The sequence below is a fragment of the Burkholderia perseverans genome (genome assembly GCF_022870505.1).
Lineage (GTDB): Bacteria > Pseudomonadota > Gammaproteobacteria > Burkholderiales > Burkholderiaceae > Burkholderia > Burkholderia plantarii.
Genome location: NZ_CP045094.1, coordinates 2,089,127 through 2,108,965, shown reverse-complemented (window position 1 = coordinate 2,108,965; position 19,839 = coordinate 2,089,127). Strand labels below are relative to the sequence as shown.

Below are 19,839 nucleotides of genomic sequence, written 5' to 3'. Positions count from 1 at the left end.
GCCCCAATCCGCCGGCCCGCGCGCTCGATGCGCGCGCACCCGCATGGCGGCTCGGGGGCCTCACACACGATGCCGGCAACACGCGAGGGAGCACACCCCATGCCCGCCGCCACAGCAGCGTAACCGGGGTCCCGGCGCCTTCAGCGGCTCAATCGATCAGCACGCCGTCCCGCGCCACCACCCGTCCGGCAGCCACCACCCGCTGCCGTACCGGCCGCGCCGCCACCGCCTCGGCCGGCGTGGCCGCCGCCACCAGCACGAGATCGGCACGCGCGCCCGGCGTAAGCCCATAGTCGACAAACCCGCAGCCGCGTGCGCCCGAATCGGTCACGCAGTCGAGCGCGACGGCCAGCTCGTCGTCGCGGCGCAGGTTGTAGCGCATGCCGATCAGCATCGCGCGTTCGAGCATGTCGGGGCGGCCGTAGGGCGTCCACGTATCGCGAATCCCGTCGTTGCCGCCGGCCACGGTCACGCCGGCCGCGCGGCAGGCCATCAGCGGCGGCACCTCGATGTCGGGCGGCGCGCTCGTGACGAGCGCCACCTCGAGGGCGGCCATCCGCGCGAGCAGTGCGTCGCGCACGGGCACGTCGACGCCGCCGAGGCAAAAGCCATGGCTCACGGCCACGCGCCCGCGCATGCCGAGCGCGGCGGTGCGATCGAGGATCGCGTCGAGCGACGCGGCGCCCATCGCCGCGCGCTCGTGCAGGTGCAGGTCGAGGCCCTTGCCGTGGCGCTCCGCGAGCCCGAACAGCAAGTCGAGCGCCGCCGCCCGATCGCCCTCGATCGCGCACGGATCGAGCCCGCCGAGGCAATCGGCGCCCGCGCGCAGCGCCGCGTCGAGCAGCGCCGCCGTGCCGGGGCGCGCCAGCACGCCCGACTGCGGAAACGCCACGATCTGGATCTCCATCGTGCCGCGCAGCGCCTCGCGCGTGGCCAGCACGCCCTCCAGGTGCTTCAGCCCGGCCTCGGTGTCGATGTCCACATGCGTGCGCAGCCGCGTGGTGCCGGCCGCGAGGAACGCGCGCGCCAGCGCGAGCGACTGGCGGCCCGCGTCGTGGCCGCTCGCCGCGCGCCAGCGGCGCTCGAATTCGATCCGGTCGACGAGCCGCGGCCCCACCTCGTTGCGAAACCACGGCATGCCCCAGTGCGTCTTGTCGAGATGCGTGTGCGCCTCGACCAGGCCCGGCAGCGCGAGCGCGCCGCCGCCGTCCTCCACGACGCAGCCGGGCGGCGCGTCGAGCGCGGGACCGAACGCGGCGAAACGATCGCCGTCGATGCGAAGGTCGGTACTCGCGCCGCTCGCGAGCCGGACGTTGCGGATCAGCAGTGAAGTCATCGTGTCATCGGGATCGGATCGAGGAAAAAACGGCGAGACGCGGACCACCGGCAACGGGCCGCCGGACCGAAGCCGCTCACAGCATCGTCACCGGCAACTCCGGCTCGAGCCGCTGCCAGACGAAGCCGATGTGCTCGAGCATCAGCCGCCGCGCATCATCGGGCCGGCGCGCGCGGATCGCCTCCCACAGCGCCAGATGCTGCCCGAGCAACTGCCCCGACGCCTGCTCGCGCAGCGCCACGAGCCCCGTGTTGTTGAGCGAGATGTGGGTATGCAGCATCTTCGCGAGGCTGCCCTGCAGGTGCCGCAGCATCGCGTTGTGCGAGGCGCTCGCGAGCGCCGCGTGGAAATCGCCGTCGAGCCGCGAGCCGCGTTCGTGGTCGCCGTCGCGATGCGCGTCGGCCATCGCGTCGATCACGGCCTGGATGCGCGCGAGATCGTCGTCGGTGGCTCGCATCGCGGCCAGATAGGCGGTGGTGCCTTCCAGCATCAGCCGGAATTCGAGCATGTCGGGGCGCAGCTCGGGATGTTCGCTGACGAGCTGCCGCCATGGCGAGATGAGCCCGGTCTGGAGCCGGTCCGATACGTAGAAGCCCGACATCGGCCGGCTCGTCAGCAGCCCGCGCGCCACCAGCCGCTGCAACGCGGTGCGCACGGTCGAGCGCGCGGCGCCCATCGCCTCGGCCAGCTTGCGCTCGCCCGGAATCCGCTGGCCGGGCGCCCAGACGCCCTCGATCAGCTGGGTCTCGATCTCGCGCATGATCCGGTCGGTCTGGTTGAGCGTCTTCATCAGGGTGTTTTCACGGGGAGCGGCGCCGGCCGGCGCCGCGTAAACTGGTCGTACCAGTTTGCCGGAACACGGCACGGCTGTCGATCATGGCGGCCACCGGTTGACGGCGCCCGAGCAAGGCGGCGGCAGCCCCCGCCCGCGGCGGCGTCCGCGCGGCGGCACGACCCCACGATGGCACCCGCTCCCCCACGGCGGTGCTCGCTTCCCCCGGCAGGAGATTCAAGTGAAGGTGGCCCTGTTCGTCCCGTGCTTCATCGATGCGCTGTATCCGGAAGTCGCCGTCGCGACGCTGGAACTGCTGGAAAAACTCGGCCTCGAGGTCGATTACCCGCGCCGCCAGACCTGCTGCGGCCAGCCGCTCGCCAACAACGGCTGCGAGGCCGACGCGGCCGGCACCGAGGCGCTGTTCGTCGAGAACTTCGCCGGCTACGACTACGTGGTCGGGCCGTCGTCGAGCTGCATCCATCACGTGCGTCGCCACCTGACGGCGGCCGGCGAATCACCGAAGGTGGCCGCGGTGCGCGCCGGCGCCTACGAGCTGACCGAGTTCCTGCATGACGTGCTCGGCGTGCGCGAATTCCCGTGGGCCACGTTCCCGCACGTGGTCGGGCTGCACAACAGCTGCAGCGCGATCCGCCACCTGCACGCGGCCTCGGCCAGCGAGATTCCCGGCGAGCCGTGGTCGAAGGCGCGCACGCTGCTCGAAGGCGTACGCGAGATCCGCTTCGCCGCGCCGCGCCGGCCCGACGAATGCTGCGGCTTCGGCGGCACGTTCTCGGTGACCGAGCAGGCGGTGTCGGTGCGCATGGGCCAGGACAAGGTGCGCGACCATCACGAGGCCGGCGCCGAATTCATCGTCTCGGCCGACATGTCCTGCCTGATGCACCAGCAGGGCTGTGCCGCGCGCGAGCAGCGGCCGGTGCGCTTCCTGCACATCGCGCAGGTGTTCAACGGCCTCGACGCGGCGCAGCTGGCCGCGCTCGCGCCGGCCCCGCGCGGCCGGGCCGCCCCGGGCACCGGCCACGCGGAGGCACGCGCATGAGCAAGACGATCCGGGTCGATCACGCGAAGGCCGCCGAGGCGTTTCTCGCCAAGACCGAACACGTCGCGTTCCACGACCGCCGCCTCTGGGACCTGCGCATGAAACGCGACGCGCAGGCCGCTTCGATCGACGAATGGGAAACGCTGCGCTCGCTCGCCTCGCAGATCAAGGAGCACACGCTCTCGCGCCTGGCCGACTATCTCGCGCAGTTCGCCTCGAACGCCGAGGCCAACGGCGTGACGGTCCACTGGGCGCTCGACGCGGCCGAGCACAACCAGGTCGTGCATGGCATCCTGGCCTCGCATGGCGTGACGACGCTGGTCAAGAGCAAGTCGATGCTGACCGACGAATGCGAGCTGCGCGAATACCTCGGCCCGCGCGGCATCGACGTGATGGAGACCGACCTCGGCGAGCGCATCCAGCAGCTCGACCACCAGCCGCCCTCGCACGTGGTGGTGCCGGCCGTCCACAAGCTGCGCGGCGACGTGGCCGAACTGTTCGGCCGCACGCTCGGCACCGATCCCGCCAACGACGACATCCACTACCTCGCCGAGAGCCAGCGCGTCACCACGCGCCCGGCCTTCCTTGCGGCCGGCGCGGGCATGACGGGCTGCAACTTCGCGGTGGCCGAGACCGGCACCGTGGTGGTCTGCACCAACGAAGGCAACGCCGACCTCTCGGCCAACGTGCCGCCCGTGCATATCGTCTCGATCGGCATCGAGAAGCTGATCCCGCGCATCGCCGATCTCGGCGTGTTCGTGCGGCTGCTCTCGCGCAGCGCGCTCGGCTCGCCGATCACGCAATACACCTCGCATTTCCGCCGCCCGCGGCCGGGCACCGAGCTGCACTACGTGATCGTCGACAACGGCCGCTCGGCGCGCCTCGCGATGGACGATTTCTGGTACTCGCTCAAGTGCATCCGCTGCGGCGCCTGCATGAACACCTGCCCGGTGTACCGGCGCAGCAGCGGGCTGTCATACGGCAGCACCTACGCGGGGCCGATCGGCGCGATCCTGAACCCCGCCTACGACCTGAAGCGCTTCAGCACGCTGCCGTTCGCCTCGACCATGAACGGCAGCTGCAGCAACGTCTGCCCGGTGAAGATCAACATCCACGAGCAGCTCTACAAGTGGCGGCAGGTGGTGGCCGAGGAAGGCGAGCTGCCGCGTGTGAAGCGCGGGCTGATCAAGGTGGCGGGCAAGCTGCTCGCGAACCCGTCGCTGTATCGCGCCTCGGTGCGCTCGCTGCAGGGCGCCCTGCACCGCCTGCCGAACCTGGTGCTCTACAACCCGCTCAACACCTGGGGCAAGGGCCGCGAGCTGCCCGACGCGCCGCGCGAGACGTTCCGCGACTGGTACGAGACGCATCGCGGCAAGGGCGCACCGCCTGCCGCTTCAGCCGCGTCGAACGCCTCCCTTGCCTCAACCACCTCGGCCGCGCCCGCCGTATCGCACGACACCTCGAACGCCGAAGACGCCGACCGCCACGCCTCCGCGAACCACGACAAGGAATCGACATGAGTACCTCCCGCGAGGAATTCCTGATGCGCGTGCGCGCGGCGCAGCGCGTGGCCGTGCGCGACGATGACGGCGGCTCTCACCCCGGCCGCGTCGCCGCCGACGATCCGCATCCGCTGCCCGGGCTGCCGCGTTTCGCGACGCCCGCCGGCGGGCGCCTCGAACGCTTCTGCGCGAATCTCGCCACGATGGGCGGCCGCCACGCGGCGCCCGCTTCGCACGCCGAGCTGCCCGGCTGGTTCGCCGAGCGCTTCCCGGGCCACACGCCGCTCACCGCCACGCCCGAGCTGGCGGATGCCGAGCCGCTCGACCCGGCCCGCCTGCCGGCCTCGCTGCACGAGGTGGAAGTAGGCGTGGTGCGGGCGCGCTACGGCGTGGCCGAAACCGGCTCGGTCTGGCTGTCGGACGAGGAATATCGCGTCAACGCGCTCGGCTATCTGGTCCAGCATCTGGTGGTGCTGCTCGATCCGGCCGACATCGTCGACGGCCTGCAGGACATCTACCGCCTCGGCGACTTCCACACCGCGAACTACGCGGCGCTCGTGACCGGGCCGTCGGCGACGGCCGACATCGAGGGCGTGCTGATCCAGGGCGCGCAGGGCGTGCGTTCGCTGACGGTGCTGCTGCTGGCGCGACCCGGCGCCTGAGGCAGGCTGGAAGATGGCGGGAGGCAGCGGAAGGTGGTGGGAATCGAGCCCGCCGCCCCGCCCTAAGCCGATTGCCGCGAGAAAATCCGGATCACCGAATTCAGGTGCGTGAGCATCGCGCGGCGCGCGCCCTTCGCGTCGCGCGCCTCCAGCGCGTCGAGGATCGCGCGGTGCTCGACCTCGGAGCGATGCGGCATGTCACGCGGCGTATAGAGCCGCTGCAGCCGCTGGAACAGCGGATCGTAGCGATGCGCGAGCATCTGCTTGATCATCATCGCGTAGGCGTCGTTGCCGCTCGCCTCGGCGATACGGATATGGAACAGGCGGTCGCCCGGATGCGTGGTCGAGCCGCTGCGATTGTCCTGCTGGTTGTGCAGGAACGCGTCGTGGATCGCGGCGAGCTGCGCGTCGGAGGCATGGACGGCCGCGAGTTCGGCCGCCTCCGGCTCGATCAGCTTGCGCGCCTGCAACAGCGAGAACGGCGGGATTTCCGCGTCGAGATCGAACTCGATGCCGAGTTCGGGATCGACTTCGAGCAGCGTCGAACGCGGCGTGGCCACCGTCTCGGCCGCGGCCGGCCGAGGCTCGCGCGGCCGCACCGACACGCCGTCGCCGACCCGCACCGACACCAGCCCGACCACCTCCAGGGCGATCAGCGCCTCGCGCACCGAGGTCCGCGAGACGCCGAACTGCACGGCCAGCTCGCGCTCGGGCGGCAGGTAGCTGCCCGGCGGGAAGCTGCCCGATTCGATCATCGCGCGCAGCTGGTCGGCGATTTGCTGGTAGAGACGGCGGTTCTGGATGGGCTGGATCGGCATACTTGCGGAGCGTCGAGGTCGAAAGCGTTCGCCGCCCGCCGCCGGCAAGACGGCGAACGTGAACCAGACGGCGATTCTAATACGTCCGCGCCAGCCGCCCGTTCCGTCCCCTTCCCGTCACCCTCCGCATGCGGCTCAGGCGCCGGCCACGCGGCTGCCGCGCCAGCCGTACCACGCCACGATCGCGAAGCACGCGAGCGGCAGCGCATAGGCCATGCTCACGCCCGAACCGTCGGCCACGCGCCCCATCGCATACGGCATGATCGCGCCGCCGACGATCGACATCACCTGGTACGACGCGCCGCGCTTGGTCTGCGGCCCGAGGTCCTTCACGCCGAGCGCGAAGATGGTCGGGAACATGATCGACATGAAGAAGAACACGGCGATCAGCGCCAGCACCGACACTACCGGAATCCCGGCCAGCACCACCACGCTCAGCGCCACGTTGGCGAGCGCGTAGACGGCGAGCAGCGCGGCCGGCGAGATCCGGCCCATCAGCGCGGTGCTGACGAAGCGCCCGGCCATGAACAGCAGCAGCGCCACCGACAGCAGGAACGAGGCGCGCTGGGCGGTCAGCGCCGGCCAGTGGACGATCGCGTAGTTGATGAAGAACGCGCCCACGCCCACCTGCGCGGCCACGTAGAAGAACTGCGCGACGATCCCGCCGACGAAGTGCGGGCGCGACCACAGCGAGGCGCCGGCCGCGCGCTGCGCGGGCGAGGCGGCACGGCGGATGTCGGGCATCGGCGTGCGCGCGATCAGCAGCGCGAGCAGCACCACGATCACCGCGATCGCCACGTAGGTCACGCGCACCGAATCGAGCCCGCCATCAACGGTCGAAGCGGTGCTCGCCTGCGGTGCCGCCGCCTGGAAGAAGAACGTGCCGCCGATCAGCGGCCCGAGGAAGCTGCCCAGCCCATTGAATGACTGCGAGAGGTTGAGCCGCCGCTCGGCCGTCTCGGGCGCGCCGAGTTCGGTCACGTAGGGATTCGCGGCGGTCTCGAGGCAGCCGAGCCCGGCGGCGATCACGAACAGCGCGAACAGGAAGAACGGAAAGCTCGCCGCCGACGAGGCCGGAATGAACAGCAGCGCGCCGATCGCGTAGAGCGTGAGGCCGAGCAGGATGCCGCGCTTGTAGCCGAAGCGCTCCATCAGCAGCGCGGCCGGCATCGCCATCACGAAGTAGGCGCCGAAATAGGCGCCCTGCAGCAGGCCCGACTGCGCCTTGCTCACATGCAGCACGTCCTGGAAATGCTTGTTGAGCACGTCGAGCAGCCCATACGACAGCCCCCACATGAAAAAGAGGCTCGTCACCAGAATGAACGCGGTGCGCCAGCCGTGCCTGCGTTCGGTCGTGCCCGTGCCGGCCGGCGCCACGCCGGCCCTCGATGTCTGTTGCATGATGCTTGTCTCCTTCCTTTGATGTCCCGGTCGATTGCCGTGCCTGCCGTGTTCTTGATGCGCCGCGTTACTGCCGGGCGAGATCGAAGATGCGCGCCATCGGCGTCCACTTCGTGCCGGGCTCGCTCCATGGCGTCGGCTGCTGGAACGTATCCATCAGCGCCTCCCATTCCACGACCTTCGGATCGGCCAGGCTCGCCGCCTGCATCCGCGCCGCGTCGAACACGGCGTCGTCGGTCTCCATCACCATCGTGAGCCGGTTGCCGATCCGGTAGATCTCCATCGCCGTCACGCCCTGCCCGCGCAGATGGGCGGCGATCTGCGGCCAGATCCGCTCGTGATGCGCTTCGTAGCGCGCGATCGATTCCGGGTCGTCCTTCAGGTCCAGCGCCAGGCATTGCCGCATCGGGGTGTCTCCGAGGTTGGCCGCGCGCCGCGAAGCGAGGCGCCGCGTCGGGTGGGTTCAGGTTGCACGCCTCAGTTCAGCGCGCGGTCGAGATGCGTGTAGCCGCCGTCCACGAACAGCCACTGGCCGGTGGTGTGCGCCGCGCGCGCCGACAGCAGGAACACGGCGGTGGCCGCGATCTCGTCGGCACTCGTCATGCGCTGGCCGAGCGGAATGCGCTGCGTGATCGCGGCGAGCCTGGCGGCCGGATCGTCGAAGCTCGCGAGCCACGACTCGTAGAGCGGCGTCATCACCTCGGCCGGCACCACGGCGTTCACGCGCACGCCGTGGGCGGCCAGCGAGGCGGCCCACTCGCGCGTGAGCGAGAGCACCGCGCCCTTGGCCGCGCAATAGCCGCTGGTGCCGCCCTGCCCGGTGAGCGCCGTCTTGGACGAGACGTTGACGATCGCGCCGCGGCTCGCCTTCAGGTGCGGCTCGCAATGATGCGCCATCGCGTAGTAATGGATCAGGTTGCGTTCGAGCGAGGCGACGAACGCGGCGCGCCCGGCGCCAAGGCCGACGTTGTCGTTCACGCCGGCGTTGTTGACGAGCGCGTCGATGCGGCCGAATTCGGCCAGCGCGCCGGCCACGGCAGCCTCGCATTGCGCGTCGTCGAGCAGGTCGGTGCGCACGAAGCGCGCACGCGGCTGCAGCGCGCGCAACCCGGCCGCGAACGCGTCGTCGGGCGCGTTGCGGTCGAGTACGACCGGGATCGCGCGCTCGGCGGCCAGCGCGCGCGTGATCGCGCCGCCGATGCCGGCCGCGCCGCCCGTGACCAGCACGACCTTGTCTTCGAGATCGAGATTCAACTGGGTGCCTCCGTGGATGCGCCGCGGGTTCAGGCCGCGGCGGCGGCGGGCGCTTCGGACGCGCCGCGGAACCGGTACTGTTCGAGCGACTCGGGTTTCATCTCGATCGAGAAGCCGGGCGCCGTCGGCGGGAAATAGGCCGCGTCGCGCACCACGCACGGCTCGATGAAATGCTCGTGCAGGTGATCGACGTATTCGATCACGCGGCCCTCGCGCGTGCCGGCGATGCAGACGTAATCGATCATCGACAGATGCTGCACGTACTCGCACAGCCCCACGCCGCCCGCATGCGGACACACCGGCAGGCCGTACTTCGCCGCCAGCAGCATCACCGCCAGGATCTCATTGACGCCCCCCAGCCGGCACGCGTCGATCTGCACCACGTCGATCGCCCCGCGCATGATGAACTGCTTGAACAGCACGCGGTTCTGGCACATCTCGCCGGTGGCCACCTGCACCGGGCCGATCGCCTCGCGGATCTTGCGATGGCCTTCCACGTCGTCGGGGCTGGTCGGCTCCTCGATGAACCACGGTTTGGCGAACGCCAGCTCGCGCACCCAGTCGATCGCCTCGTTCACTTCCCACACCTGGTTAGCGTCGATCATCAGCTGGCGATCGGGGCCGAGCACCTCGCGCGCGATCGTCACGCGGCGGATGTCGTCCTCGAGGTTCGCGCCCACCTTCAGCTTCACGTGGTTGAAGCCGGCGTCCACCGCTTCCTGGCAGAGCCGGCGCAGCTTGTCGTCGCCGTAGCCGAGCCAGCCGGCCGAGGTCGTGTAGCACGGGTAGCCTTCGCGTTCGAGCGTGGCGATCCGCTCGGCCTTGCCGGGCGCCTGGCGCTGCAGCAGCGCGAGCGCCTCGTCGCGCGTGAGGCCGTCGCTGAGGTAGCGGAAATCGATGCAGCGGACCAGCTGCTCGGGCGTCATGTCGGCCACGAGGCGCCAGAGCGGCTTGCCTTCGGCCTTGGCCCAGAGATCCCAGGCGGCGTTGACCACGGCGCCGGTGGCGAGGTGGATGGCGCCCTTGTCGGGGCCGATCCAGCGCAGCTGGCTGTCGGAGGTGAGGTGGCGCCAGAAGCGGCCCATGTCCTCGCGGATCCAGTCGAGGTCGAGGCCGACCACGAGATGGCGCATCGCCTCGATGGCGGCGCAGCAGATCTCGTTGCCGCGGCCGATCGTGAAGGTCAGGCCGTGGCCGGCGAGGCCGTCGTGATCGGTGTCGAGGATCACGTAGGCGGCCGAGTAGTCGGGATCGGGGTTCATCGCGTCGGAGCCGTCGAGCCGTTGCGAGGTCGGGAAGCGCACGTCGAGGACGCGCATCGAGCGGATGATCGGCATGGTGATCGGTCGTGAATCCAGGTGTGTGCTGCGTCGTTCGGAATGGCAATCGAAGCCGTCGGGCGAACCGTCGTATCCGGTGCGTCCGCTTCGATTGGTTTAATGGTCCAGCCAATTGAGGCCAATCATACGACGTTCGATGTAGCGATGGACTCCGGGTTTTCCCGGGCGGGGTGTGGGACTGCGGGTTTCGGAAGTGTTCGATCAGCTCGGGCCGGCGGGCGGGACGCAAGCCCCGCCCCTTTCCGGCTCGCGGCGCTCAGTCGATCCGGTAGAACCGGCGCGCGTTGCCGCCGAACAGATCCGCCATCGCGCCGGCGCCGAACCAGCGTTCGCCGTCGCGCTCGCAGGCGGCGACCCAATCCTCGTAGCCGCCGTGATGCGCGGCGAGCCGCAGCACCGGCCAGTCGCTGCCCCACATCACGCGGCGCGGGCCGAACAGCTCGGCCACCGCCTGCACGTAAGGCGCGCTCGGGTTGCCCTCGGTCACGTCGCCGGCCTCGGTCCAGAGGCCCGACAGCTTGCAGTGCAGGTTCGGCAGCGCCGCGAGCCGCGCCATCGCGCTGCGCCACGGCTCGATCGCGCCGCTCGCGATCGGCGGCTTGGCGGCGTGATCGATCACGATCGGCAGATCCGGATACCGCTGCGCGAAGGTTGCGAGCGCATCGAGTTGCGCGGGCAGCACGAGTGCGTCGAAACGCAGGTCGTGCGCGAGCAGCGCGGCCACGGCCGGCGCCAGCGCCGCGTCGTCGATCCAGCGGTCGTCGAGCGATTGCAGCATCGGCCGCACGCCGCGAAACTTCGGCGCCGCCGCGAAGCGGGCGATCTGCACCGGCGCGTCGGCCGCCTTCAGGTCGACCCAGCCGACCACCGCCTTCACGCTCGGCGTCACGCTCGCGAGATCGAGCAGGTAGCGCGTGTCGTCGAGCGACGGCAGCGACTGCACGAGCACGGTGCCGTCGATGCCCGTCGCGCGCAGATGCGGCGCGAGATCGGCCGGGCCGAAATCACGATGAATCGCCGCGAGTTCGGGCGGCGGCCAGTCGCCCTCGCGGGCGGCGATTTGCCAGTAATGCTGATGCGCATCGATGCGTAAGGTCATCGGGCGTGTTCCTCGTTCGGGTTGGCAAGGCGCAGCGGCTGCCCGCGCGCGCTGGACAGCAAGGGAATATCGCTTCGGAATCCGGATCAATGGGGCAGACGCCGGCGGCGGCACCGTCGGCGCCACCGCCTTGGGTCGTGCCGGCATCGGACCAAAGGTCCAGCCAATCCGCTCGAAGATCGTTCAGAACGGCGCCGCCGGCCATCCGGGCTAACCCGCAACGCCCGATCCGCGGCCCATATCGCGGCCTACATGACGGCCTGGTTTCGTTTCGCTTGCCGCCGTCCGGCGCGCGTGCATTCCGAATTGCGGTGAAATGAAAATATCGCCGCCATCTTCTCATTTCACGGCACGATCACCATTCGAATTCAAACGATCATTTCAATCATCAGGCACATTCTTCTTTATCTATTTTTAAATCGGCAAAAACTTCGGATCACCCCATTTCGACAATCCTTTTGTTCCATTACAAAAAATTACGATGTATATTCGCTCACGGATTTGGCGGCAGCCAGCGTTCAGCAAAGCGTCGGCTCACTGTCAGGCTGATGCCGCGCAGCGGCTGCGCCACCGCCGTTCCGAAGTAAGAGAGCCATCGGCCCCCACGCCTCGCGACAGGCGCCGCCCGTGTCGCGCGGGCGATGGCCGAGATCCGTGTCGTCGAGCCGGCACGCGCCCGAGAGCGCGCCCCGTTTGCCAACCATTCTTGAACAACAGGGCCATCGATCATGCATTTCATTACCTGATTTTCGCTTAATTCCCGCCTTCGTTTCATCCGGAAAGCCAGCCATTTCATTTCGCCGACATCAACCGGCGAGGGAGCGGTATTGCCTGCCGGTTTCAACCTGACATCAACCGTTCATTCCAACAGCAGAGGCATCGGTATGTGGAAGCGTATCCGCAACATCCGTCATCTCTCCCTGATCGGGCTGCTGGCGCTCGCCGCCTGCGGCGGTGACGACGGCGGCGCCGGCTCGGCCGTCTCGCTCGGCGCGGCGAACAATCCAGCCGGCACCGCCGCGCCGACCAGGGCCACCAGCACCCCCGGCACGCCGCCGGTGGAAATGCCCGACACCGTCGTGCCCGTCAACTACAAGCTCTGGTTCCGGCCGAGCGACGACCTGAGCCAGTTCCAGGGGCGCGCCGACGTCGAGATCAACGTCAAGCAGGCCGTCAACGCGATCGTGGTGGCGGGCCATCGGATCCAGTTCACCAACGGCAAGATCACGCTGCAACCCGGCAACATCGAGCTGATCGCCACGCCGCAGGGCCAGGGCGACTACTACCAGCTGCGCCCGGCCAGCGGCACGATCCCGCGCGGCAGCTACTCGCTGCACATGGAATGGCAGGGCATCATCAACTTCGATTCGCACGGCGACCCGGCGCAGGGCACGGTCGGCAGTTGCGACAACGATCCGTATCCGGGCTGCTCGGCGGCCGAGGGCATGTTCCGCGTCGACCTGGTCGGCACCGACGGCACTTCCAGCGGCGCGGTGCTCACGCAGGGCGAGTCCGATCTCGCGCGCCAGTGGTTCCCGGGCTGGGACGAACCCGCGTTCCGCCCCACCTATGAAGTGTCGGCCGAGGTGCCGCAGGCGTGGCGCGTGGTGTCGAACGCGGCCGAGAAGCCGGCCGCCAGCATCGGCGGCGGCTACAAGCTGGTGTCGTTCGAGAAGACGCCGCCGATGCCGTCGTACCTGCTGTTCTTCGGCGGCGGCAAGTTCGACACGCTCGAAGACGACTTCACGAGCCCGCTGCCCGACGGCAAGGGGCTGCACCTGCGCATCTTCACGCCGCCCGGCATGAGCGAGTGGGCGAAGCCGGCGATGCAGGAAACCAAGCAGGCGCTCGACTACTACTACCGCTACACCGGCATCGCGCTGCCGCTGACGAAGTTCGACACGATCGCCGCGAACGACAAGTTCAAGGCGCAGAAGGACCTGAACTTCGGCGGCATGGAGAACTGGGGGTCGATCCTGGAGTTCGCCGACGACATCCTGCCGAAGCCCGGCACGCCGATGTCGCGCTACGGGCTCACGGTGCTGACGCACGAGGCCGCGCACCAGTGGTTCGGCGATCTCGTCACGCTCGACTGGTGGGACGACGTCTGGCTCAACGAGTCGTTCGCGACGTACTTCGAAACGCGCACCACGATCCAGTTCCATCCTGACGTGTTCAACTGGGTGCAGGACGCCGGCAACAAGGCGGCCGTGATCAAGGCCGACATCGGCCCCGATGCGTTCCCGGTGCAGCCGAACTTCAACGCGTTCGGGTCGAACGACTTCGTGATCAATGCGGGCACCTTCGTCTACGACAAGGGCGGCCACGTGCTGAAGATGCTGGAGGGTTATCTCGGCGACGAGGTGATGCGCAAGGGGCTGCAGCAGTATCTGGCCGACTATTCGTTCGGCAACGGCACGCCGCAGCGGCTGTGGGATGCGCTGTCGAACGCGAGCGGCCAGAAGGTCGGCCCGATCGGCGACAGCTTCGTGCGCCAGACCGGCGTGCCGCTGCTGTCGCTCGACACGCAGTGCGACCTGACGAAGAACCAGAACGTCGTCACGCTGAAACAGGCACCGTTCCCGAACCGGAACGCCTACCCCGGCACGCAGTGGACGATTCCGGTGACGCTCGCGTATGGCGACGGCCTCATCAACCGCAAGACGCTCGCGCTCTCCGACACGCAGACGCAGGTGCGTCTCGACGGCTGCTCGGCGGTGCTCGCGAACCCGACCGGCTTCGACTACTACGTGACGAACTACAGTGACACGGCCTGGAGCGCGCTGCTGCCGCAACTGTCTCGCGTGAACGATCCGGTGCTGCTGACGAACCTGCGTAACGACGCGGCACTGCTCGTCAGCAACCAGCTCGCGCCGGCGTCGCGCTCGGCCGCGCTGACCTCGGTGAGCGGCCCGGCGGCGGTCTCGCTGCGGCAGCTGGCGACGGCGCCGTCGGTGGTGCGCCAGGTCCGGCCGGTGGTGCGGTATCACGGCAAGTTCGTGGCACGGCAGCGGCAGGTGCAATAAGGTGCAATGAGCCCGGTCCGACGGGCGCGCGGCGACGGTCGTCCGTCGCCGCGCCCGACACGCCCTCGCATCGCTTCGGTGCGGGGGCGTTTTCATGTCGTGAGCCCCGCGATGGAATAAACCGGCGCGCCGAACCGTTCTCCCCACGAATCGACCGACAAGGTCCGAGGGCCGCGACGTCCGCGGCGCTCATTCAACCCGGACGCTCGACACCGAGCGGCCCCGAGCGGAGGTGGCGATGGCCAACACATTTGCAGAGAACTGGGACGCGAAGCGCGGCGACATCATCTACGGCGTGGACGAGGATCGCACCAGGTACCGGGGCCGGATGCCCGCCAGCTCGAACGGCAGCTGGTTCCTGATGGATCAGTTCAACAACAACCTGCTGCCGGGCGCGAAACAGTTTGGCAAGACGGGGCATCCGAAGAACCCCGACATCGAGAGCGTCGCGCAGGGCAAGGTCAAGAGCAGCAAGAACCCCGCCGCCGCGGACTACCTGAAGTATCAGAAGGCGGCGGCCCACAGCGCGCTCGATCTCTCGCAGCTCGACCAGCGCTACGAAGGCAAGGAACCGGTGGAGGCCGACCCGCGCTATTCGCTGATGATCCGGCGCGCCTGCAAGCACGGCATCGAGTTCGTGCTGCGCGAGGAAGCCCAGTCGCATCTGCACTTCGTGCTCGACTCGCTGGCCGCCGACAATTTCCAGAAGGTGCAGCTCAAGGTGATCGAGTACGGCTACACCTCCTACACCTACTCGGAACTGCGCTACGTGTACCGCAACTGGGACAAGTTCGGCGCAACCGGGCGGATCCACTTCTATCAAAACTACGAGGAAGTGCCGGCGCCGTGGACCGTCAATGCCTGGCATCTGCAGAATCAGGCGAATCCGGCCAAGCGCACCGCCTGACGTGCTAAGGCATGCCGAAGGCGGTGCCTGACGCGACAGCACGACCACACCACGGCGCTTCGTCTCCACTGCCTGCCGGCGCGCCGCCGATATCGTCAGGGGTATGGTTATCCCCGACTGGCGCCGCCGATATTACGAAGTACGATGTTTGCCAACGAATCAGCAAGCCAAGAGTCAGTCCTCCGTAACCGTGCCGGTGTGGGGTGGTCATCGCCAGTCGCGCAATCGTCGCGACAGCGTGCTGGGTGGAACCAGAAGTATTAGAAGCAAGCCGCCGCGAATTCGAGAGGGAGAGGGGCCGCAGCGCCAGGCCAACGAGGCCTGACGGCCATCGCCGCTCCAGGATGTCCCACCGATGATGTCAATCGCAAGCCAGTTTGCGCGTCCGTGCACGCCCGGTCGCGCGTCGCGGCACGTTCGTCGCGAACGCGCCACCGTTCGTGGCCGGCTGCGTCCCTGCCGCGCCTCGCCCTGCCCGGGCAGCGTGCGGACACGCTCGCCTGCGCCGTCCGTTCGCGCCACGAGACGCCTCGCTGCACCGACGCCTCGCCCCATCGACGTAGTGCTCGCTGTCCGGCTTATTGCCCATCTGGAGACACGATGTTCCCGACCATCACGTCACGATTCGCGCTCGCCGCTGCCGCCGTCCTCGTCCTCACGCTCGCCGCCTGCGGCGGTGGCGGCAACGATGCCCCCGGCAGTACCGGCGCACCCGGCGGCGGCTCCGGCACGTCGGGCGGCTCGCCCTCGCCGCTCGCCACCACGCTGCAGGGCATCGTCTACGGCACGGACACCACGGCCGTACCGTCCGGCGCGAAGATCCCCATCACGATGATGGGCCAGATGCGCGCGCTGTTCGACCTGATCAAGGCCCAGCCCGATTTCACGCAGGTCAAGATGGACATGGGCAGCGCGCTCTGGATCCACCCGCTCGCGACCAACACCGGCGACCAGTTCATACCCGGCAAGCTCGCGCTCGGCCTGTCGTGGATCCTGATCGACATGAAGGCGAAGAACGATCCGCAGTACGCCGACTATCTCGCGACCTACCAGAAGGTCACGACCGCGCTGATGACAAGCCTGAGCGGCAGCAACTATCAGTATGCGAACGCGTCGTGGGGCGAATACTATTTCCTCGTCGCGCTGAACAACCTGCAGGCCCACGGCATGCTCAACGAGGTGTTCAGCGATGCGATGCTGGCCACGCTGCAGCAGCGCCTGCAGTTCTGCGACCTGTTCGGCGCCGATGCGAGCGGCACGACCGACACCTGCCCCGCCGCCGGCACGCCGATCGACATCGCCTCGCTGAACACGTCGCAGAACGGCTACGCGGTGGCCTACGGCATCGCCGGCCTGCGCCAGAAGCTCGGCTGGAGCAACCCGACGTTCTCGTCGACGACGGACCCGGCGGTGGCCAGCATGAACGCGCGCGACGCGCTGCTCTACACGATCACGAACCACCTGCGCAACGATGCTTCGGGCGGCTTCTCGGACGAAGCGTCGAACACCCACACCACCTATTACGATCAGGCGCGCTTCGATCGCTACAGCGTGCTGTTGATCGCCGAGGTGTTCGAACGTAGCTTCGAGATGGGCAACGAGGCGAACCTTACGCCCGAACTGAAGGGCTATCTGCGCAGGTCGGTGGACCTGATCCTGCCGCAGCTGAACACCGACGGCGAGGGCTTCAACTACGGCCGCTCGATCGGCCCTTCCGGCGACACCGCGTTCGTGGAAGTGCTGACCGCCGCCGCCAACGCGGGTGTGCTGACTGATCAGGAGAAGCAGGCCGCCTACGCCTTCATCTATCACGCCGCGCTGCGCTTCGAGAACTTCTGGTACGACCCGACGCTGGTCACACCGTCCGTCAACATGTGGGTCAAGGGCCGCGGCACCGACGTCGATCGCGACATCACCCACGTGATGGGCGAGAACTTCAGCCTGCTGCACCAGTACCTGTACGTGAACGCGTGGTGGAACCAGCTCGGCTTCGGCAGCACCGCGCCACTGACCGACACGGCCTTTCAGGCCTGGCTCGACAGCACCCAGCCGCACTACAAGCTGACCTGGTACAACCTGCCGACCGATACCGCGCATCCGTACGCGGCCGCGCTCGTCACGGTGCGCGACGGCAAGCGCGTGTTCAACCTGAACCTGAGCCAGGCACCCGACTACAACCCGTTCTCGCCGTACTATCCGGTGCCGTTCTCGGACAAGCTGATCTACGGTACCGCCAACGTCAACTACTCGCTGCTGATCCCGCAGGTCACCTACAACGGCAAGACCTATCAGCCCGTCACCTACTACCAGAACCTGAACGTGCAGGAAACGAATGGCCAGGTGGTGGTGTCGTTCGACACGACGAAGTTCCGGCTCGCCACGACGAATCCGCTTGCCTCGACCGACCTCGATCTGCAGACGCACACGGTGCTCACGTTCAGCCACGGCCAGGTCTCGCGCACCGACACGCTCAGTTCGGCCACGCTGACTGGCAATCTCCAGGTCGCGACCGACTACACCAGTTTCGCGTTCAACACGGATTCGACAGTCAATTCCGACGGCGCTTCGGTGTCATATACCGGCAGCGTGGCCACCAGCTACGCGACGACCGGTTTCGACAGTTGCGGGCTGTCGATCCTGGTCCCGTTTCCCGGCACGCTCTACCCGATTTCAGCGACGCCGATCGGCTCGCTGTATTTGAACTACGCCTGCACCACCGGGGCCTTCCCGCTCATCTCGGGTGCCACGCGCACGCTGGGCTGGACGCTGAAGTACACGGATCCGGCATGACGCGCTGACGTGGGATGACGAGGTACGCCGACACGCCGCCGGGCGCGCTGCGAGCCGCAAAAAAACGGCCGGCGCGATCGCATGACACGATCGCGCCGGCCGTCATCGTTTGCCGTCAGCGACGGTAGCGCATCAACGCCCCAGCATCGGCAGTTTGAGCCCGACCTCGCGCGCGGTCTGCTGCGCGAGTTCATAACCGGCATCGGCATGGCGCATCACGCCCGTGGCCGGATCGTTGAACAGCACGCGGCCCAGTCGCTCGCGCGCCGCCTCGCTGCCGTCGGCCACGATCACCACGCCCGCGTGCTGCGAGAAGCCCATCCCCACCCCGCCGCCATGGTGCAGCGACACCCAGGTCGCGCCGCCCGCCGTATTCAGCAGCGCGTTCAACAGCGGCCAGTCGCTGACCGCGTCCGAGCCGTCCTTCATCGCTTCGGTCTCGCGGTTCGGGCTTGCCACCGAGCCCGTGTCGAGGTGGTCGCGGCCGATCACGACCGGCGCCTTCAGCTCGCCGTTCTTGACCATCTCGTTGAACGCCTGGCCCAGCCGATAGCGATCCTTCACGCCCACCCAGCAGATCCGCGCCGGCAGCCCCTGGAACGCGATCCGCTCGCGCGCCATGTCGAGCCAGTTGTGCAGGTGCGGATCGTCGGGGATCAGCTCCTTGACCTTTGCGTCGGTCTTGTAGATGTCCTCCGGGTCGCCCGACAGCGCCACCCAGCGGAACGGCCCCTTGCCCTCGCAGAACAGCGGCCGGATGTAGGCCGGCACGAAGCCCGGGAAATCGAACGCGTTCTGCACGCCCATTTCCAGCGCCATCTGGCGGATGTTGTTGCCGTAGTCGAGCGTGGCCGCGCCGCGCTGCTGCAGCGTCAGCATCGCCTGCACCTGCCTGGCCATCGACTGCTTGGCCGGCGCGACGATGCCTTGCGGATCGACCTTGCGCGCCTCCTGCCACTGCGCCACGCTCCAGCCTTGCGGCAGGTAGCCGTTCACCGGATCGTGCGCGCTGGTCTGGTCCGTCACGCAGTCCGGCGTGATGCCGCGCGCGACCACTTCGGCGAACACGTCGGCCGCGTTGCCGAGCAGGCCGATCGACACCGGCCGGCCGTCGCGCTTCGCTTCGTCGAGCATCGCGAGCGCCTCGTCGAGGCTGGTCGCTTTCTTGTCGACGTAGCGCGTCTTCAGGCGGAAATCGATGCGTGACTCGTCGCATTCCACCGCGATCATCGAGAAGCCGGCCATGGTGGCCGCGAGCGGCTGCGCGCCGCCCATCCCGCCCAGGCCGCCGGTCAGGATCCAGCGGCCCGACGGATCGCCGTTGAAGTGCTGGTTCGCCACCGAGAAGAAGGTTTCGTAGGTGCCCTGCACGATGCCCTGGCTGCCGATGTAGATCCAGCTGCCGGCCGTCATCTGGCCGTACATCATCAGGCCCTGGCGGTCGAGCGCGTTGAAGTGGTCCCAGTTGGCCCAGTGCGGCACGAGGTTCGAGTTCGCGAGCAGCACGCGCGGCGCGTCGGCGTGCGTGCGGAACACGCCGACCGGCTTGCCCGACTGGATCAGCAGCGTTTCGTTGTCCTCGAGATCCTTCAGCGAGGCGAGGATCTGGTCGAAGCATTCCCAGTTGCGCGCGGCACGGCCGATGCCGCCGTACACCACCAGCGCATGCGGATGCTCGGCCACCTCGGCGTCGAGGTTGTTCTGCAGCATCCGGTACGCCGCCTCGGCGAGCCAGGTCTTGCAGGTCTTCTCGGCGCCGCGCGGCGCGCGGATCACGCGTGTCGGGTCCAGACGCGGATCGATGTGGTTCGGATGGTTCATGACAGCCCTCGGGAGTTAAAAGCCGGATCGGCACGATCGGCTGCAGCGCAA

Annotated in this window: 15 protein-coding genes; 6 read left to right on the top strand and 9 right to left on the bottom strand. The window is 68.4% G+C overall.

Annotated features, from left to right (window positions below; translation table 11 throughout):
- Positions 1-148 precede the first annotated feature (148 nt).
- Together BpN12_RS24045 and BpN12_RS24040 are read right to left on the bottom strand one after the other, a co-directional pair.
- A complete protein-coding gene (locus BpN12_RS24045; RefSeq protein WP_246794759.1) occupies positions 149-1,336 on the bottom strand; it encodes an amidohydrolase family protein in 1,188 nt (395 codons plus the stop codon).
- 76 nt (positions 1,337-1,412) lie between these two features.
- Entirely contained in the window at positions 1,413-2,126 is a 714-nt protein-coding gene (locus BpN12_RS24040) for a FadR/GntR family transcriptional regulator (RefSeq protein ID WP_198252294.1), read from the bottom strand.
- 223 nt (positions 2,127-2,349) lie between these two features.
- On the opposite strand from BpN12_RS24040, the gene BpN12_RS24035 reads away from it, so the two are divergent.
- From BpN12_RS24035 to BpN12_RS24025, 3 genes are read left to right on the top strand one after another with little or no spacing between them, the layout of a single operon-like run.
- Entirely contained in the window at positions 2,350-3,168 is an 819-nt protein-coding gene (locus BpN12_RS24035) for a heterodisulfide reductase-related iron-sulfur binding cluster (RefSeq protein WP_246794758.1), read from the top strand.
- Entirely contained in the window at positions 3,165-4,688 is a 1,524-nt protein-coding gene (locus BpN12_RS24030; protein ID WP_246794757.1) for a lactate utilization protein B, read from the top strand. The genes BpN12_RS24035 and BpN12_RS24030 overlap by 4 nt, the downstream gene beginning before the upstream one ends.
- A complete protein-coding gene (locus tag BpN12_RS24025) occupies positions 4,685-5,332 on the top strand; it encodes a LutC/YkgG family protein (protein WP_246794756.1) in 648 nt (215 codons plus the stop codon). The genes BpN12_RS24030 and BpN12_RS24025 overlap by 4 nt, the downstream gene beginning before the upstream one ends.
- Positions 5,333-5,394: 62 nt before the next feature.
- Here the strand turns inward: BpN12_RS24025 and BpN12_RS24020 are convergent, their stop codons facing one another.
- From BpN12_RS24020 to BpN12_RS23995, 6 genes are all read right to left on the bottom strand, one after another.
- Positions 5,395-6,150, bottom strand: coding sequence for a FadR/GntR family transcriptional regulator (locus tag BpN12_RS24020; protein WP_246794755.1), 756 nt, complete (start codon positions 6,148-6,150; stop codon positions 5,395-5,397).
- Between the two features lie 135 nt (positions 6,151-6,285).
- A complete protein-coding gene (gene fucP, locus BpN12_RS24015; protein ID WP_246794754.1) occupies positions 6,286-7,551 on the bottom strand; it encodes an L-fucose:H+ symporter permease in 1,266 nt (421 codons plus the stop codon).
- Positions 7,552-7,618: 67 nt separating this feature from the next.
- On the bottom strand, positions 7,619-7,957 hold the full coding sequence (locus tag BpN12_RS24010) for an L-rhamnose mutarotase (protein WP_246794753.1): 339 nt from the start codon (positions 7,955-7,957) through the stop codon (positions 7,619-7,621).
- A 71-nt stretch (positions 7,958-8,028) separates the two neighbouring features.
- A complete protein-coding gene (locus BpN12_RS24005) occupies positions 8,029-8,805 on the bottom strand; it encodes an SDR family oxidoreductase (RefSeq protein ID WP_246794752.1) in 777 nt (258 codons plus the stop codon).
- A gap of 29 nt (positions 8,806-8,834) precedes the next feature.
- Positions 8,835-10,142 carry an L-fuconate dehydratase gene (locus BpN12_RS24000; RefSeq protein ID WP_246794751.1) on the bottom strand — a complete coding sequence of 436 codons (1,308 nt, stop codon included), beginning with the start codon at positions 10,140-10,142 and terminating at the stop codon, positions 8,835-8,837.
- 259 nt (positions 10,143-10,401) lie between these two features.
- Positions 10,402-11,244, bottom strand: a complete 843-nt coding sequence (locus BpN12_RS23995; RefSeq protein WP_246794750.1) for an amidohydrolase family protein — start codon at positions 11,242-11,244, stop codon at positions 10,402-10,404.
- Positions 11,245-12,128: 884 nt separating this feature from the next.
- On the opposite strand from BpN12_RS23995, the gene BpN12_RS23990 reads away from it, so the two are divergent.
- The 3 genes from BpN12_RS23990 to BpN12_RS23980 all read left to right on the top strand — a co-directional run bounded on the left by BpN12_RS23990 (position 12,129) and on the right by BpN12_RS23980 (position 17,967).
- Positions 12,129-14,270: a M1 family metallopeptidase gene (locus BpN12_RS23990; protein WP_246797905.1), complete on the top strand. Its 2,142-nt coding sequence runs from the start codon at positions 12,129-12,131 to the stop codon at positions 14,268-14,270.
- Positions 14,271-14,508: 238 nt separating this feature from the next.
- The gene (locus BpN12_RS23985) at positions 14,509-15,177 is read left to right on the top strand and encodes a hypothetical protein (RefSeq protein ID WP_246797904.1); all 669 of its coding nucleotides are present in this window, start codon (positions 14,509-14,511) and stop codon (positions 15,175-15,177) included.
- A gap of 600 nt (positions 15,178-15,777) precedes the next feature.
- The gene (locus BpN12_RS23980) at positions 15,778-17,967 is read left to right on the top strand and encodes a hypothetical protein (RefSeq protein ID WP_246797903.1); all 2,190 of its coding nucleotides are present in this window, start codon (positions 15,778-15,780) and stop codon (positions 17,965-17,967) included.
- A 132-nt stretch (positions 17,968-18,099) separates the two neighbouring features.
- Here the strand turns inward: BpN12_RS23980 and hutU are convergent, their stop codons facing one another.
- Positions 18,100-19,788, bottom strand: a complete 1,689-nt coding sequence (hutU, locus tag BpN12_RS23975; RefSeq protein ID WP_246795447.1) for a urocanate hydratase — start codon at positions 19,786-19,788, stop codon at positions 18,100-18,102.
- Between the last annotated feature and the right edge of the window lie 51 nt (positions 19,789-19,839).

What these genes read in the sequence shown, in the direction of transcription:
- BpN12_RS23995 (WP_246794750.1), bottom strand. Translation starts at nt 11,244, where the DNA reads ATGACCTTACGCATCGATGCGCATCAGCATTACTGGCAAATCGCCGCC.
- BpN12_RS24010 (WP_246794753.1), bottom strand. Translation starts at nt 7,957, where the DNA reads ATGCGGCAATGCCTGGCGCTGGACCTGAAGGACGACCCGGAATCGATC.
- BpN12_RS24030 (WP_246794757.1), top strand. Translation starts at nt 3,165, where the DNA reads ATGAGCAAGACGATCCGGGTCGATCACGCGAAGGCCGCCGAGGCGTTT.
- BpN12_RS24025 (WP_246794756.1), top strand. Translation starts at nt 4,685, where the DNA reads ATGAGTACCTCCCGCGAGGAATTCCTGATGCGCGTGCGCGCGGCGCAG.
- BpN12_RS24045 (WP_246794759.1), bottom strand. Translation starts at nt 1,336, where the DNA reads ATGACTTCACTGCTGATCCGCAACGTCCGGCTCGCGAGCGGCGCGAGT.
- fucP (WP_246794754.1), bottom strand. Translation starts at nt 7,551, where the DNA reads ATGCAACAGACATCGAGGGCCGGCGTGGCGCCGGCCGGCACGGGCACG.
- BpN12_RS24040 (WP_198252294.1), bottom strand. Translation starts at nt 2,126, where the DNA reads ATGAAGACGCTCAACCAGACCGACCGGATCATGCGCGAGATCGAGACC.
- BpN12_RS24000 (WP_246794751.1), bottom strand. Translation starts at nt 10,142, where the DNA reads ATGCCGATCATCCGCTCGATGCGCGTCCTCGACGTGCGCTTCCCGACC.
- BpN12_RS23985 (WP_246797904.1), top strand. Translation starts at nt 14,509, where the DNA reads ATGGCCAACACATTTGCAGAGAACTGGGACGCGAAGCGCGGCGACATC.
- BpN12_RS23980 (WP_246797903.1), top strand. Translation starts at nt 15,778, where the DNA reads ATGTTCCCGACCATCACGTCACGATTCGCGCTCGCCGCTGCCGCCGTC.
- BpN12_RS24020 (WP_246794755.1), bottom strand. Translation starts at nt 6,150, where the DNA reads ATGCCGATCCAGCCCATCCAGAACCGCCGTCTCTACCAGCAAATCGCC.
- BpN12_RS23990 (WP_246797905.1), top strand. Translation starts at nt 12,129, where the DNA reads ATGTGGAAGCGTATCCGCAACATCCGTCATCTCTCCCTGATCGGGCTG.
- hutU (WP_246795447.1), bottom strand. Translation starts at nt 19,788, where the DNA reads ATGAACCATCCGAACCACATCGATCCGCGTCTGGACCCGACACGCGTG.